This is a genomic window from Pseudomonas sp. Larv2_ips, assembly GCF_963879675.1.
GTDB lineage: Bacteria > Pseudomonadota > Gammaproteobacteria > Pseudomonadales > Pseudomonadaceae > Aquipseudomonas.
In genome coordinates, this window is sequence record NZ_CAWOAW010000027.1 from 15,469 (window position 1) to 28,634 (window position 13,166).

The 13,166-nt window shown below is 61.9% G+C and carries 14 protein-coding genes; 9 read left to right on the forward strand and 5 right to left on the reverse strand.

From position 1 onward, the window contains the following. Positions 1-9: 9 nt before the first annotated feature. The 3 genes from AACV02_RS17030 to AACV02_RS17040 all read right to left on the reverse strand — a co-directional run bounded on the left by AACV02_RS17030 (position 10) and on the right by AACV02_RS17040 (position 2,960). Entirely contained in the window at positions 10-651 is a 642-nt protein-coding gene (locus AACV02_RS17030) for an oxidoreductase (protein ID WP_106579386.1), read from the reverse strand. Between the two features lie 29 nt (positions 652-680). Further along, positions 681-2,399, reverse strand: a complete 1,719-nt coding sequence (locus AACV02_RS17035) for a C13 family peptidase (protein ID WP_119740879.1) — start codon at positions 2,397-2,399, stop codon at positions 681-683. Between the two features lie 105 nt (positions 2,400-2,504). Further along, positions 2,505-2,960, reverse strand: coding sequence for a MaoC family dehydratase (locus AACV02_RS17040; protein ID WP_106579384.1), 456 nt, complete (start codon positions 2,958-2,960; stop codon positions 2,505-2,507). Positions 2,961-3,118: 158 nt separating this feature from the next. On the opposite strand from AACV02_RS17040, the gene AACV02_RS17045 reads away from it, so the two are divergent. From AACV02_RS17045 to AACV02_RS17055, 3 genes are read left to right on the forward strand one after another with little or no spacing between them, the layout of a single operon-like run. Continuing rightward, positions 3,119-3,472, forward strand: coding sequence for a CidA/LrgA family protein (locus tag AACV02_RS17045; RefSeq protein WP_106579383.1), 354 nt, complete (start codon positions 3,119-3,121; stop codon positions 3,470-3,472). Beyond that, positions 3,469-4,185, forward strand: a complete 717-nt coding sequence (locus AACV02_RS17050) for an LrgB family protein (protein ID WP_106579382.1) — start codon at positions 3,469-3,471, stop codon at positions 4,183-4,185. The genes AACV02_RS17045 and AACV02_RS17050 overlap by 4 nt, the downstream gene beginning before the upstream one ends. 21 nt (positions 4,186-4,206) lie before the next feature. Continuing rightward, the gene (locus AACV02_RS17055) at positions 4,207-4,800 is read left to right on the forward strand and encodes an LON peptidase substrate-binding domain-containing protein (protein WP_119740881.1); all 594 of its coding nucleotides are present in this window, start codon (positions 4,207-4,209) and stop codon (positions 4,798-4,800) included. Here AACV02_RS17055 and AACV02_RS17060 read toward each other — a convergent pair. After that, the gene (locus AACV02_RS17060) at positions 4,794-6,110 is read right to left on the reverse strand and encodes a bifunctional DedA family/phosphatase PAP2 family protein (RefSeq protein WP_119740883.1); all 1,317 of its coding nucleotides are present in this window, start codon (positions 6,108-6,110) and stop codon (positions 4,794-4,796) included. The two genes, AACV02_RS17055 and AACV02_RS17060, sit on opposite strands and share 7 nt — an antisense overlap. Before the next feature lie 197 nt (positions 6,111-6,307). Beyond that, positions 6,308-6,991: a DNA-3-methyladenine glycosylase gene (locus AACV02_RS17065; protein WP_119740885.1), complete on the reverse strand. Its 684-nt coding sequence runs from the start codon at positions 6,989-6,991 to the stop codon at positions 6,308-6,310. Positions 6,992-7,165: 174 nt separating this feature from the next. On the opposite strand from AACV02_RS17065, the gene AACV02_RS17070 reads away from it, so the two are divergent. The 6 genes from AACV02_RS17070 (at position 7,166) to rodA (ending at position 13,165) form a co-directional block, all read left to right on the forward strand. Then, positions 7,166-8,431, forward strand: coding sequence for a glutamate-5-semialdehyde dehydrogenase (locus tag AACV02_RS17070; protein WP_119740887.1), 1,266 nt, complete (start codon positions 7,166-7,168; stop codon positions 8,429-8,431). After that, entirely contained in the window at positions 8,431-9,075 is a 645-nt protein-coding gene (gene nadD, locus AACV02_RS17075; RefSeq protein WP_106579377.1) for a nicotinate-nucleotide adenylyltransferase, read from the forward strand. The genes AACV02_RS17070 and nadD overlap by 1 nt, the downstream gene beginning before the upstream one ends. Positions 9,076-9,144: 69 nt before the next feature. Continuing rightward, positions 9,145-9,639 (forward strand): ribosome silencing factor, encoded by a 495-nt coding sequence (rsfS, locus tag AACV02_RS17080; RefSeq protein ID WP_003215432.1) that lies wholly within the window; start codon positions 9,145-9,147, stop codon positions 9,637-9,639. A 9-nt stretch (positions 9,640-9,648) separates the two neighbouring features. Continuing rightward, positions 9,649-10,116 carry a 23S rRNA (pseudouridine(1915)-N(3))-methyltransferase RlmH gene (gene rlmH / locus AACV02_RS17085; protein WP_003176297.1) on the forward strand — a complete coding sequence of 156 codons (468 nt, stop codon included), beginning with the start codon at positions 9,649-9,651 and terminating at the stop codon, positions 10,114-10,116. 15 nt (positions 10,117-10,131) lie between these two features. Next, a complete protein-coding gene (gene mrdA / locus AACV02_RS17090) occupies positions 10,132-12,030 on the forward strand; it encodes a penicillin-binding protein 2 (RefSeq protein WP_119740889.1) in 1,899 nt (632 codons plus the stop codon). Between the two features lie 31 nt (positions 12,031-12,061). Further along, on the forward strand, positions 12,062-13,165 hold the full coding sequence (rodA, locus tag AACV02_RS17095; protein WP_057703348.1) for a rod shape-determining protein RodA: 1,104 nt from the start codon (positions 12,062-12,064) through the stop codon (positions 13,163-13,165). Position 13,166 lies beyond the last annotated feature (1 nt).

Here is a 13,166-nt window from a genome sequence, read left to right on the forward strand (position 1 = left end):
TGAACGACGTTACTTGCCGAGCTTGCGCAACTCATCCGACTCGACCACCCGCACCCCGTCCTGCTCTTCCAGCGCCAGGCGCCACATGGCCCGAGCCAGCTCGCAGACTTCAATGCCGTGGTACTTGCCCGGAATCAGCCGCGACAACGGCCCGGCGAGCTGTTCAGCCAAACGGGGTTCCAGGCGCTCTCCCAGCAACAGCGAAGGTCGCGCGATGGTCAGTTGCGGCCAGTCCTGGGCCTTCAACGCCTGCTCCATTTCGCCTTTGACGCGGTTGTAGAAGATCGAGGATTTCGGGTCGGCGCCAATTGCACTGATCACGATCAGGTGCCGCGCGCCCATTTCCCGAGCGCGCTTGGCGAAGGCCACGACCATGTCCAGGTCGACCGCGCGAAAGGCCGCTTCGGAGCCAGCCTGTTTGATTGTGGTACCCAGGCAGCAGAAGGCGATATCGACCTGGCCGCTCAGTTGCGGCAGCAACGCCACTGGATCACCCACCGGGTTTTCCAGGTGCGGGTGTTCAGCCAGCGGCTTGCGGCTAGGCGCCAGTACGCGGGTCACGGTAGGTTCGTTGAGCAGGCGGTCGAGCAGGTGTTCGCCGGTGAGGCCCGAGGCCCCGGCGAGCAAGATATGTTGTGGTGTCAGGTACATGGTGTTTCCCCCTTGTTACACATTACAGCTTAGTTGCCTTTGGCTTCCTTGCTATTCATTGAGACGCTTTCGAGCGCCTTTCGTGCCTGCTGTTTACGTAATAACTGCCAATGGGCGATCACGCCTTTGGGCGCCCATATCTGCGGTTCGGAAGCTTCGAAGTTGTCCGCCTGTTCGCGCTCGGACACGTGCATTTGTGCCAGTTTGAAAGCCTGCTGTAAGTCATCTGTCTGGTTTAAAGCTTGTGCGAAAAGGGCATCGCCAAAGTAGGTGAAGTCCGCTTCCTCGGAGCAGCCGAAGGACACGCGATCGGCACGCGAGGCGGTCATGATCAGCGTGCGCTCATCTTTGAGCGCCGGGATAAACCCACCGGAGTAGCAGGCGGAAATCACGATGACCTTGTCGCGGTTTTTCAGCGGGGCGAGCACGGCGGCCAGTTCATCGGCCGGCAGGTCGGCCAGTTCCATGCGCGGCTGGTCGAGCACCAGTTCGTGTTCGTGAGTGCCATGGCTGGTCATGTAGATAAACACCAGATCTTCCGGCCCCGTGCGCTCGGCCAGGGTTTGCACGGCGCGGCGCAGGCTTTCGCGCGTGGCCAGCGGGCGGTCGGCAATATGGTCGCGGTGGTTGACCAGGCGAATCTGCCCGCGTGCGCCGAAACGGGTGGCGAGCATGTTGCTCACATAATCGGCTTCGCGCAGGAAAACGCTTTGCTTGCCGTCGCCGGCCAGCACCAGGGTGTACAGCTCGACGGCGGGGGTGGAGGCGGGCACGGCGGCGAGGGCGGCATCGAGCAAGCGGCCTTGGGCCAGTATGCCGATTTCCAGTGGGTCGGGCAGCAGCTTGCCGTCGGCGTCGCGCACGCGCATGCCGTTGACCCAGGTGCCGGCCTCTACCGTGCCATCGGTGAGCACGAGGGTGCCCTTGCCTTGATAGCTGTCGCTGTCGAACCCCCCGATATAGAAGCTGCCGTCGGTAAGGTTCAAGCGGCCTTCGCCGGTGAAGCGCCAGTCGCTGAACTGGCCGACATAGTGGCTGCCGTCCACGCCGATCAGCTCGCCTTTGCCGCTGAGGGCGCCTTCCTTGAACTGGCCGATCCACACGTCGCCGTCGGCGTTTTCATAGCGGCCTTTGCCATTGAGCTGGTTCTGTTTGAACTGGCCGACATAGATGTCGCCGTCGGCGCTGTTGAACGTGCCATTGCCTTCGAGTTGGCCATCGACAAAGTGGCCGCTGAACTGGTTGCCACTGTCGTCGTTACGCTGGCCTTCGCCATTCGGTTTGCCGTGGGCGAACTGGCCCTGATATTGGCTGCCGTCGGCCAGCTCGAGGCGGCCGAGGCCGGAATATTGATCGTCCTTGAATTCGCCGCGATAGGTCATTTGCCCCTCTTTGAGGGTGCCCTCGCCGTTGCGCCGGCCATTCTTGAAACCACCGACGTAACTGCTGCCCGCCGTGGTCAGGCTGCCCTGGCCATCGAACAGGCCTTGCTGGAACTGACCTTTATAGACCTCGCCGTTACTGCCATGCCATTCACCCTGGCCGTGCCATTGGCCTTTGTCGAACTGGCCGGCGTACCAGCTGCCGTTGGGGTAGTCGACCCGGCCCTGGCCTTGCAGCAAACCATTGACCACATCGCCCCGGTAACGGCCGCCATCGGGCAGGCGCGCATCGGGCGGCAACAGCGATTCGCCGTCTCCGCAAGCGGTGAGCAACAGGGCAAGGGCAAGGGGAGCGAGTGGGCGCATAGCGGGATCCGGATAATTGAGCGCCGAGTATGCCGCAGCTGCGAGTTTCATACATAAATTTACATACGCTGTGGTGAGGTTTATATCCCCACCACAGGCGCGGGCTTACACGAAGTAGAGCGACAACGACTCGGCGACGTAAGCCGGTTTTTCCTGCCCGTCGATTTCCAGGGTGGCGGTGGCTTTGAGTAGCCATTGGCCAGGCTTTTTCTCTGTGACGTCGTTGAGCGTCACGTTCAGGCGCACCTTGGAGTTGACCTTGACCGGTTGGATGAAGCGCACGCTGTCCAAGCCGTAGTTGACCGCCATCTTCAGGCCTTCGGGCACGATCAGGAGGTCTTCCATCAGCTTGGGCATCAACGACAGCGACAGGAAACCGTGGGCAATGGTGCTGCCGAACGGGGTCTGCGCGGCCTTGACCGGGTCGACGTGGATGAACTGATGATCGCCGGTGGCCTCTGCGAACAGGTTGATACGCGCCTGGTCGATGGTGAGCCATTCGGAACGTCCCAGTTCCTTGCCGACATAATCTTTGAGCTGCGCTACAGGTACATAGGGCATTGCGACTCTCCTTGGTTCATCGTTTTTATAGGTGGGCCAAATCCAGGGTAGATCATCATGGGCAACCCACCCGGTCAACCCACCATGTTTTTGGCGAATGCCGAAGCATAGAGCCGGCGTGCTTATAATGCGGGCGGGTTTTGAGGGGGAGATAACCGATGCTGTTACGGGGCCTGACATGGCTGGTGCTGTTTCAATTGATCGGCACCGCGATCAACCATTTGCTGGTGCCGGTGCTGCCGGGGCCGATCATCGGCTTGCTGCTGATGCTGGGCTTCCTGATCTGGCGCGGTGAAGTCGGCGAGCCCTTGAGCCTGGCCGCCAGCAGCCTGTTGCGTTACTTGCCATTGCTGCTGGTGCCGCCGGCCGTGGGCGTGATGGTGTACGCCAAGGACATCGCCGCCGACTTCTGGGCTATCGTCGGCGCACTGGTGCTGTCGCTGGTGATCGCCATGGGCTTTGTCGGTGTGCTGATGCAGCAGATGGTCAAGCGCAAGGAGAAGGATCAATGACCTTCGACTGGCAAGGCGCATGGACGGCGGTCATTCATCACCCTCTGTTCGGCATCGGTATTACCCTTGGCGCCTATCAACTGGTGCTGGCGGCCTTCGAGAAAACCCGCTGGATCTTCCTGCAGCCGGTGCTGGTGTCCATGCTGCTGGTGATCGGCGTATTGCTCAGTTGTGGCCTGACTTACGTCGAGTACCGCAAAAGCACCGAAATCATGGGCATTCTGCTCGGCCCGGCGACCGTGGCCCTGGCCGTGCCGCTGTTCCTGAACCTGCGGCGGATCCGCCAATTGTTCTGGCCGATTTTTACTACGCTGGTGGTAGGTGGCGTGTTGGCCACCGGCCTGTGTGTGCTGCTGGGCTGGTGGTTTGGCGCTGAGCATAGGATGCTGATGACCATGGCGCCCAAGTCGGTGACCTCGCCGATTGCCATGCTCGTGGCCGAGCAGATCGGTGGCGTGGCGGCCCTGGCGGCGGTGTTTGTGTTGATCACCGGGGTGGTCGGCGCGATGATCGGCCCGGCGTACCTGTCGCGCCTGGGCGTGCACAGCCCCGAAGCGCGCGGCATGGCCCTGGGCATGACCGCGCATGCGGTCGGCACCTCGGTCGCGCTGCAGGAAAGCGAAGAGTGCGGCGCTTTCGCGGCGTTGGCCATGAGTCTGATGGGCGTGGCCACGGCGGTGTTCCTGCCGCTGGCCGTGTCCGTGATCGTTTAAACCGGGTTTAAGGAAACCTCTATGAGTCTGGCGCTGTTCCCGCTCAATACCGTGCTGTTCCCTGGCTGCACCCTCGACTTGCAACTGTTCGAGGCGCGCTACCTGGACATGATCAGCCGCTGCATGAAAAAGGGCGAAAGCTTCGGCGTGGTGTGCATCTTAAGCGGCAGGGAAGTGGGCGTGGCCCCGGACGGCTACGCGCTGATCGGCTGTGAAGCGCTGATTCGCGACTTCAAGCAACAAGACAATGGCCTGCTGGGGATTCGCGTCGAAGGCGGGCGCAGGTTCCGCGTGCGTGACACCGGGGTGCAGAAGGACCAGCTACTGGTCGCCGAGGTGCAGTGGCTCGAAGAACTGCCGGATCAACCGCTGGGCGAAGAGGACGCCGACCTGCTGGCATTGCTCCAGGCGCTGGCTGAGCATCCGATGGTGGCCTCGCTGGACATGGGCACCCACGCCGATGGCCAGCAAGCCTTGGGTAACCAACTGGCCTATCTGCTGCCGTTCACCGAGGCCGACAAGATCGACCTGCTGCAACTCGACGACCCGCAGCAACGCCTGGATGCCATCCAGATGTTGCTCGACGAGTTGCAGGGCGAACTCTTCACTCAGTAGGCGTAGCGCAGCAGGGCGTGGGAGGTGCCGGTCAGGACGATAAAACTCATGAGCGCCACCAGCACCGGCAGCAGCAGCCACCAGGTCTTGCGCGGCATCGCCGGCAGCGAGCGTTGATGCTGGATGACGGTCAGGCTGAACGCACACACCGTCATCGCCAGCAACGTACCGGCCAGGATGTCCGTGGGCCAATGTGCGCCGAGGTAGACGCGCGACAGCGCAATGAAGGCCGCCGGAATACAGCCCAGCAGCATCCAGGTCAGGCGCAATCGCGTGGGTTGGCCGCGACCGGCCAGTACCGCCAACGCCAGGAAAAACGCAAATGCGCCGGAGGCGTGGCCGCTGGGCATGCTGAAACTGGTCAGCGGGTCCGTGAGGATTTCCGGCCGGCCACGGGCGAAAAACAGCTTGGTGCCGGTGTTGATCACCGCCGCGCCGGCCAGTGTAGCGCCCACGAACACGGCATGAGGCCACTGCCGCGCCAGCAGCAGCAAGCCGGTGAAGATGGCGCTGGCGACAAACATCTTCCTGAACTCACCCAGCTGGGTAATCCGCACCATCACCTCGTCCAGCCAGGGGCTACGGTGTTCCTGCACCAGTGCGCTCAAACCCTGATCAAAGTCATTGAGGTGTGGGTAGCCAATGAACAGGGCGATCAACAGCGTCAGGCTGGCGCAACCCATCCACAAGGTGGCGCGACGATGGCCGCGCAGGCTGCTGTTCAAGCTCAGGCCCAGCAACACCGCCAGGCAGGCCGCGACGATACCTGCCTGCGGCCAGAAACCGGCCGGCAGTGGCAGGCGGAAGGCCGCGCCGGTGGCCCAGCCCGGCAGCAGATAGGCCACCGACCAGCCGGCCGCCGCCAACACGCTCACGGCGGCAAAGCGCGGGAAGGGCATGTCGCACATCCCGGCCACCATCGGCAGCATCGGGCGCAACGGGCCGATGAAACGTCCTACCAACAGGCTGGCGATGCCGTATTTGTGGAAGTAGGTTTCTGCGCCGTTCATCCATTCAGGATGGTGGCGCAGGCCGGGCAAGCGTCGGATGTTCTGATGGAAATGTCGGCCCAGGTAGTAGGAAACCCCGTCGCCCAGCAAGCCGCCGAGGAAACCCAACAGCAGTGTTTCACTCAAGGACAGCGCGCCACTGCCGGCGAGCGCCGCAATGGCAAACAGCAGCACCGTGCCCGGCACGATCAGCCCGGCGATGGCCAGGCACTCCACGCACGCGACGATAAACACCGCGACGGCCAGCCATTGCGGATTCAGGGTCAGCCAGCCGGTAATGCTATCGAGCCATTGGCCCATAAAACGCCACTCCATGTAGGTAATACAGAATCTGAGACAGTGGTCATCACCTGTGGGAGCGGGCTTGCTCGCGAATGCGGTGTCTCAGTGAAGGAATCCGCAGCTGACACACCGCATTCGCGAGCAAGCCCGCTCCCACATTGGATCTGCTGTGTGGCTGGGATCAATGACCGGCGCGAACAGCAGTCGCAATCTGTTCAAATCAAAAAGTAATCGCGGCCTTCGACCTGGCCCCGGCGCAGCGGGTTCCGGGTGCAGTAAGGCGCGTAGCCAGCATCGACAAAGCGGTACATCAAGTGTTCATCGCGCCCGCTGGGAATGCCCAGGCGCGTGGTCTGGATGATCTGCGACGGCGCCTGGCCCACGTCTTCAACGTAGAGCAGTTCCTGGTCAAAACGCTTGGCATCCCACATTGGCACTTTCAATCCCAAGGCTTTGCACAGCAGCGTCTGGCCCGCGCAGAGTTTCTGCGCGGGGCGAGGGTGGCCGTTGGCATCGGGGTTGTTCAGCAGCATCTGCGCCAGACTCGCCGGGCCGGAGATTCCATCGACCCACGGATAGGCCGATTTGATCAGCACGGCATTGCCTGGGCCCTGGGCGCTGAAGTTCAGCGAATCGCCGCCACGGGCGTAGTACATGTAGATGTGCCCACCATCCAGAAACAAAGCCTTACGCTTTTCTGTATAGCCGAGCGACGCGTGACTGCCTTTTTCGGCCACGTAATAGGCTTCGGTTTCAATAATTCGCGCTGAAAGCCAGATATCGCCCACGCGGTGGCGTATGACTTTTCCAAGTAATTCGCGCGCGAGTAGTTGCGCGTCGCGGTCGAAGAAGCTGTCGGGCAGGGCGCTGGCGGGGAGCTGAGGGGCAAAACTGGACATGGCGATCAGGGTTAATGCGGCTAAATGTGACGGAATAATAACAACTCCCACCTTAATTACGGCTGAACCCCAAGTTTTTACAGTTCATTTCGACCATCCGCCCCTCACCGCTGTCAGTCGGGCGGCGTCACAGCTATAATCTGCCGCTTTCCTCTTTGCCAAGACTCCCTGACCATGACTGAGTCCGTTCTTGACTACATGACCCGCCTGGGTCGCGCTGCCCGGCAGGCCTCGCGGTTGATCGCCCGTGCGAGCACTGCGCAGAAGAACCGTGCCCTGTTGGCCGCCGCCGATGCTCTGGATGCTTCGCGCTCCGAGCTGGCCGCTGCCAATGAACAGGACCTGGCCAATGGCCGCGCCAATGGCCTGGAGCCAGCCCTGCTGGACCGCCTGGCGCTGACCCCGGCGCGTATCGACGACATGATCGAAGGCCTGCGTCAGGTGGCCAAACTGCCTGACCCCATCGGTGAAATCCGCGACATGCGTTACCTGCCGTCCGGTATCCAGGTCGGCAAAATGCGCGTGCCCCTGGGCGTGATCGGCATTATCTATGAGTCGCGCCCGAACGTGACCATCGACGCCGCGAGCCTGTGCCTCAAGTCCGGCAACGCCACCATCTTGCGTGGCGGTTCCGAGGCGATTAATTCCAACCGCGCCATCGCCGCCTGCATTCAGCAGGGCCTGGCCGTGGCCGAGCTGCCGGCTGAAGTGGTGCAAGTGGTGGAAACCACCGACCGCGCCGCCGTTGGCGCGCTGATCACCATGCCGGAATTTGTCGACGTGATCGTGCCGCGCGGTGGCAAGAGCCTGATCGAGCGTGTGAGCCGCGATGCGAAAGTGCCAGTGATCAAGCACCTCGACGGCGTGTGCCACGTGTTCATCGACGTTGCCGCCGACATCGACAAAGCGATCCGCATCGCCGACAACGCCAAGACCCACCGCTACGCCCCCTGCAACACCATGGAAACCCTGCTGGTGCACGTCGGCATTGCCGATCGCGTGCTGCCGCCGCTGGCTGCCATCTACCGTGACAAGGGCGTGGAACTGCGCGGTTGTGAACGTACCCGTGCGCTGTTGGGCGCGGACGTGATCGAGGCGACAGAGCAGGACTGGTACACCGAGTACACGGCGCCGATCCTGTCGATCCGCATCGTCGACGACCTGGACCAGGCCATCGAGCACATCAATAAATACGGCTCCAAGCACACCGATGCCGTTGTTTCCGAGCATTTCAGCGATGCCCGGCGTTTCCTCAACGAAGTGGATTCCGCTTCGGTGATGGTCAACGCCTCGACGCGTTTTGCCGACGGCTTCGAATATGGCCTGGGGGCGGAAATCGGCATCTCCACCGACAAACTCCACGCACGCGGCCCGGTTGGCCTTGAAGGCCTGACCAGCGAGAAGTACGTGGTGTTCGGCGACGGTCACGTGCGCACTTGATGGCTAAACGCATCGGGCTGCTCGGCGGTACCTTCGACCCCGTGCACATCGGCCATTTGCGCAGTGCCCTGGAAGTGGCGGACGCCCTCGCGCTGGATGAGCTGCGGGTGATGCCCAATGCGCGGCCACCGCATCGCGATACGCCGCAGGTATCACCGCAACAACGCCTGGAGATGGTGCGCCTGGCGGTAGACGGCATTGCGCCGCTGGTGGTGGACGACCACGAGCTCAAGCGCGATAAACCGTCCTACACTGTCGATACCCTGGAACTGATGCGTGCCGAGTTGGCCGCAGACGACCAGTTGTTTCTGCTTTTGGGCTGGGACGCATTTTGCGGCCTGCCCTCTTGGCATCGCTGGGAGGAACTCCTCCAGCATTGCCACATCCTGGTTTTGCAACGCCCGGATGCCGACAGCGAACCGCCGGATGCCTTGCGCAACCTGCTGGCCGCGCGGTCGGTAAGTGACCCCTTGGCCCTGACCGGGCCGAACGGGAATATTGCATTCGTCTGGCAGACCCCGCTTGCGGTGTCCGCCACCCAGATCCGTCAACTGCTGGCCAGCGGGAAGTCGGTACGTTTCCTGGTGCCTGACGCGGTCCTGGCCTACATCGATGCGCACGGGCTTTACCGTGCGTCGAACTGAAAAGGCGCGTTTGATCGCACGCACAGTCGTGCAGCAAGCGCCCGAACATACGAGCAAAACGAGTTTTATATGACGAACAAAGACGTAAGCAAAGTTAAGCGCAAAGGCACTTTCAAAAGCGCCCCGCTGCCAGTTGAAGCGCACACCGGCCCTGAGCTGGCTGGCGAAGAGCTGGTTAAAGTCGCCGTGGCTGCCCTGGAAGACGTTAAGGCCCAGGACATCCAGGTGCTGGACGTGCGCGACAAGCAGAGCATCACCGACTTCATGATCATCGCCACCGGTACCTCCAACCGCCAGATCGGCGCGATGCTGGACAAGGTTCGCGAAGCCGTCAAAGCCCAAGGCGTGAAGCCGCTGGGTGAAGAAGGCAAGGGCGACAGCGACTGGGTGCTGCTGGACATGGACGACGTGATCGTTCACATGATGACTTCCAATGCCCGTCAGTTCTACGACTTGGAGCGTCTGTGGAAAGGCGCCGAGCAGAGCCGTGCCGCTGATGGCAAGCACCACAGCCCGGAAGTGGGCCACGCGCACTTCGACAAGCTCAACAAAGACCAGGAATAAGGAACGGCTGTGCGCCTGCGTCTGATCGCTGTCGGTTCACGCATGCCCAAGTGGGTGGAAGAAGGTTGGCACGAATATGCCAAGCGTCTGCCCGCTGAGCTGTCGCTGGAACTGGTGGAAATACCGCTCAACACCCGGGGCAAGAATGCCGATGTGGCGCGCTTTATCCGTCAGGAAGGCGAAGCCATGCTGGCCAAGGTCGGCCCCAACGAGCGCATCGTCACCCTCGAGGTGCACGGCAAACCCTGGAGCACCGAGCAATTGGCGGTGGAGCTGGATCGCTGGCGCCTGGATTCGCGCACGGTCAACTTCATGGTCGGCGGCCCCGAAGGGCTGGCACCGGAAGTCTGTGCGCGGGCGGATCAGCGCTGGTCGTTGTCAGCGCTGACGCTGCCGCACCCGTTGGTAAGGATTCTGATCGGTGAACAGCTGTATCGCGCCTGGACAGTTCTGTCCGGGCACCCTTACCACAAATAATCTGCGCCCCTCCCGATGACCCAGCCGATCCGCATCAAGGACCACGAGAAAGACGCACGTCTGGTACGCGCGCGGGTCGTGTTCGGTGCCTTTCTGGTGGTGGGGCTGATCGGTGTGCTGATTGCGCGCCTGTATTTCCTGCAGGTGATCCAGTACGACTATCACTCCACGCTGTCGGAAAATAACCGGGTGCATGTGCAGCCGATTCCGCCGACCCGTGGGCTGATTTTCGACCGCAATGGCGTGGTGGTGGCCGATAACCGGCCCAGCTTCAGCCTGAGCATGACCCGCGAGCGTTCTGGCGACTGGCAGCAAATCCTCGACGTGATCGTCGAGGTGCTGCAGCTGACGCCGGAAGACCGGGTGATCTTCGAAAAACGCATGAAGCAGGGGCGCCGGCCATTCGAGCCGGTGCCGATCCTGTTCGAGCTGACCGAAGAGCAGATCGCGCGAATCGCCGTGAACCAGTTCCGCCTGCCCGGTGTGGAAGTGGTGGCGCAGTTGGTGCGGCATTACCCGCAAGGGCCGCACTTTGCCCACTCCGTCGGTTACATGGGGCGCATCAACGAGAAAGAGCTGAAAAGCCTCGATCCGGTGAATTACAGCGGCACCCACCATATTGGTAAAACCGGCATCGAGCGTTTCTACGAGCCGGAGCTGCATGGCCAAGTGGGTTACGAGGAAGTCGAGACCAACGCCCGCGGCCGCGTGTTGCGCGTGCTCAAGCGCACCGACCCGGTGCCGGGCAAAGACATTGTGTTGAGCCTGGACATCAAGTTGCAGGAAGCGGCCGAAATGGCCCTGGGTGGCCGGCGCGGCGCGGTAGTGGCACTGGACCCGAGAACCGGCGAAGTGCTGGCGATGGTCAGTCAGCCAAGCTTCGACCCCAACCTGTTCGTCACCGGCATCAGCTTCAAGGCCTACGCCGAGCTGCGTGATTCCATCGACCGGCCGCTGTTCAACCGCGTGCTGCGCGGGTTGTATCCGCCGGGTTCGACCATCAAGCCGGCGGTGGCGATTGCCGGCCTGGATTCGGGCGTGGTCACCGCGTCAAGCCGCGTGTTCGACCCGGGCTACTACATGCTGCCCAACTACGATCACAAATACCGTAACTGGAACCGTACCGGTGACGGCTATGTCGACCTGGACACCGCGATCATGCGCTCCAACGACACCTATTTTTACGACCTGGCCCACAAGCTGGGCATCGACCGGCTGTCTGCCTACATGGGCAAATTCGGCCTGGGTCAGAAAGTCTCCCTGGACATGTTCGAAGAATCCCCCGGCCTGATGCCGTCGCGGGAGTGGAAACGCGCCACCCGCCGCCAGGCGTGGTTCCCGGGCGAAACCCTGATTCTTGGTATCGGCCAGGGCTACATGCAGGCCACACCGCTGCAACTGGCCCAGGCCACGGCGCTGGTGGCCAATAAAGGCATCTGGAACCGTCCGCACCTGGCCAAGACCATCGAAGGCGAAAAGCCTGTGGATGAAAACCCGATTCCCGACATCGTGCTGCGTGACCCGTCTGACTGGACCAAGGTCAACCACGGCATGCAGCAAGTGATGCACGGCGCCCGTGGCACCGCGCGCAAAGCGGCGGCCGGCGCGCAATACCGCATTGCCGGCAAGAGTGGTACCGCGCAGGTGGTCGCGATCAAGCAGGGCGAGAAATACGACCGCTCCAAGGTTCAGGAACGCCACCGCGACCACGCCTTGTTCGTCGGTTTTGCCCCGGCAGACGACCCGAAAATCGTCGTGGCAGTAATGGTCGAAAACGGCGAGTCCGGCTCCGGCGTGGCTGCGCCCGTGGTGCGCCAGATCATGGACGCCTGGCTGTTGGCCGACGACGGCAGGCTCAAGTCCGAATATGGCGGCCCCCCTTCAAGCACCGAGGTTACGGCCCGTGAAGAGTAATTTTGACCGCATCCTCTCCAGCGAGGATGTGATGCGTCGCCGCGCGACGTTATTGCAGCGCATGCACATTGATGGCCCGTTGCTGATCCTGTTGCTGACCTTGGCGGCTGGCAGCCTGTTCGTGCTGTATTCGGCCAGCGGCAAGAACTGGGACCTGCTGATCAAGCAGGCGTCGTCGTTCGGCTTGGGCCTGTTGTCGATGGTGGTGATTGCCCAGCTCGAACCGCGTTTCATGGCGCGCTGGGTGCCGCTTGGTTATGTCGCTGGCGTATTGCTGCTGGTGGTGGTGGACGTGATGGGCCACAACGCCATGGGCGCGACGCGCTGGATCAACATTCCAGGAGTGATCCGCTTCCAGCCGTCGGAATTCATGAAGATTTTGATGCCGGCAACCATCGCCTGGTATTTGTCCAAGCGCACCTTGCCGCCGCAGCTCAAGCACGTGGGCATCAGCCTGATATTGATTGGCGTGCCGTTCATCCTGATTGTGCGCCAGCCCGACCTCGGCACCTCGCTGCTGATCCTCGCGGGCGGTGCGTTCGTACTGTTTATGGGCGGCCTGCGCTGGCGCTGGATCCTCAGCGTGCTGGCCGCCGCCATCCCCGTGGCCGTGGCCATGTGGTTCTTCTTTATGCACGACTACCAGAAGCAGCGGATCCTGACGTTCCTCGACCCGGAGAGTGACCCGCTGGGCACCGGCTGGAACATCATCCAGTCCAAGGCCGCCATCGGTTCCGGCGGAGTATTTGGTAAGGGCTGGTTACTGGGCACTCAGTCGCACCTGGACTTTTTGCCCGAAAGCCACACCGACTTCATCATTGCCGTAATGGGCGAAGAGTTCGGCCTGGTAGGCATTTGCGCGCTGTTGCTGATTTATCTGCTGTTGATTGGTCGCGGTTTGGTGATCACCGCGCAGGCGCAGACGCTGTTCGGCAAACTGCTCGCCGGCAGCCTGACCATGACTTTTTTTGTTTACGTTTTCGTCAACATCGGTATGGTCAGTGGCCTGCTGCCGGTGGTTGGGGTGCCGTTGCCGTTCATTAGCTACGGCGGAACTTCGCTGGTGACATTGCTGTCAGCGTTTGGGGTTTTGATGTCGATTCACACGCATCGCAAGTGGATCGCACAGGTTTGAA

Excerpts from the sequence above, each read along its gene's own strand:
- AACV02_RS17030 (WP_106579386.1), bottom strand. The coding sequence starts at position 651 with ATGTACCTGACACCACAACATATCTTGCTCGCCGGGGCCTCGGGCCTC.
- AACV02_RS17035 (WP_119740879.1), bottom strand. The coding sequence starts at position 2,399 with ATGCGCCCACTCGCTCCCCTTGCCCTTGCCCTGTTGCTCACCGCTTGC.
- AACV02_RS17040 (WP_106579384.1), bottom strand. The coding sequence starts at position 2,960 with ATGCCCTATGTACCTGTAGCGCAGCTCAAAGATTATGTCGGCAAGGAA.
- AACV02_RS17045 (WP_106579383.1), top strand. The coding sequence starts at position 3,119 with ATGCTGTTACGGGGCCTGACATGGCTGGTGCTGTTTCAATTGATCGGC.
- AACV02_RS17050 (WP_106579382.1), top strand. The coding sequence starts at position 3,469 with ATGACCTTCGACTGGCAAGGCGCATGGACGGCGGTCATTCATCACCCT.
- AACV02_RS17055 (WP_119740881.1), top strand. The coding sequence starts at position 4,207 with ATGAGTCTGGCGCTGTTCCCGCTCAATACCGTGCTGTTCCCTGGCTGC.
- AACV02_RS17060 (WP_119740883.1), bottom strand. The coding sequence starts at position 6,110 with ATGGGCCAATGGCTCGATAGCATTACCGGCTGGCTGACCCTGAATCCG.
- AACV02_RS17065 (WP_119740885.1), bottom strand. The coding sequence starts at position 6,991 with ATGTCCAGTTTTGCCCCTCAGCTCCCCGCCAGCGCCCTGCCCGACAGC.
- AACV02_RS17070 (WP_119740887.1), top strand. The coding sequence starts at position 7,166 with ATGACTGAGTCCGTTCTTGACTACATGACCCGCCTGGGTCGCGCTGCC.
- nadD (WP_106579377.1), top strand. The coding sequence starts at position 8,431 with ATGGCTAAACGCATCGGGCTGCTCGGCGGTACCTTCGACCCCGTGCAC.
- rsfS (WP_003215432.1), top strand. The coding sequence starts at position 9,145 with ATGACGAACAAAGACGTAAGCAAAGTTAAGCGCAAAGGCACTTTCAAA.
- mrdA (WP_119740889.1), top strand. The coding sequence starts at position 10,132 with ATGACCCAGCCGATCCGCATCAAGGACCACGAGAAAGACGCACGTCTG.
- rodA (WP_057703348.1), top strand. The coding sequence starts at position 12,062 with ATGCGTCGCCGCGCGACGTTATTGCAGCGCATGCACATTGATGGCCCG.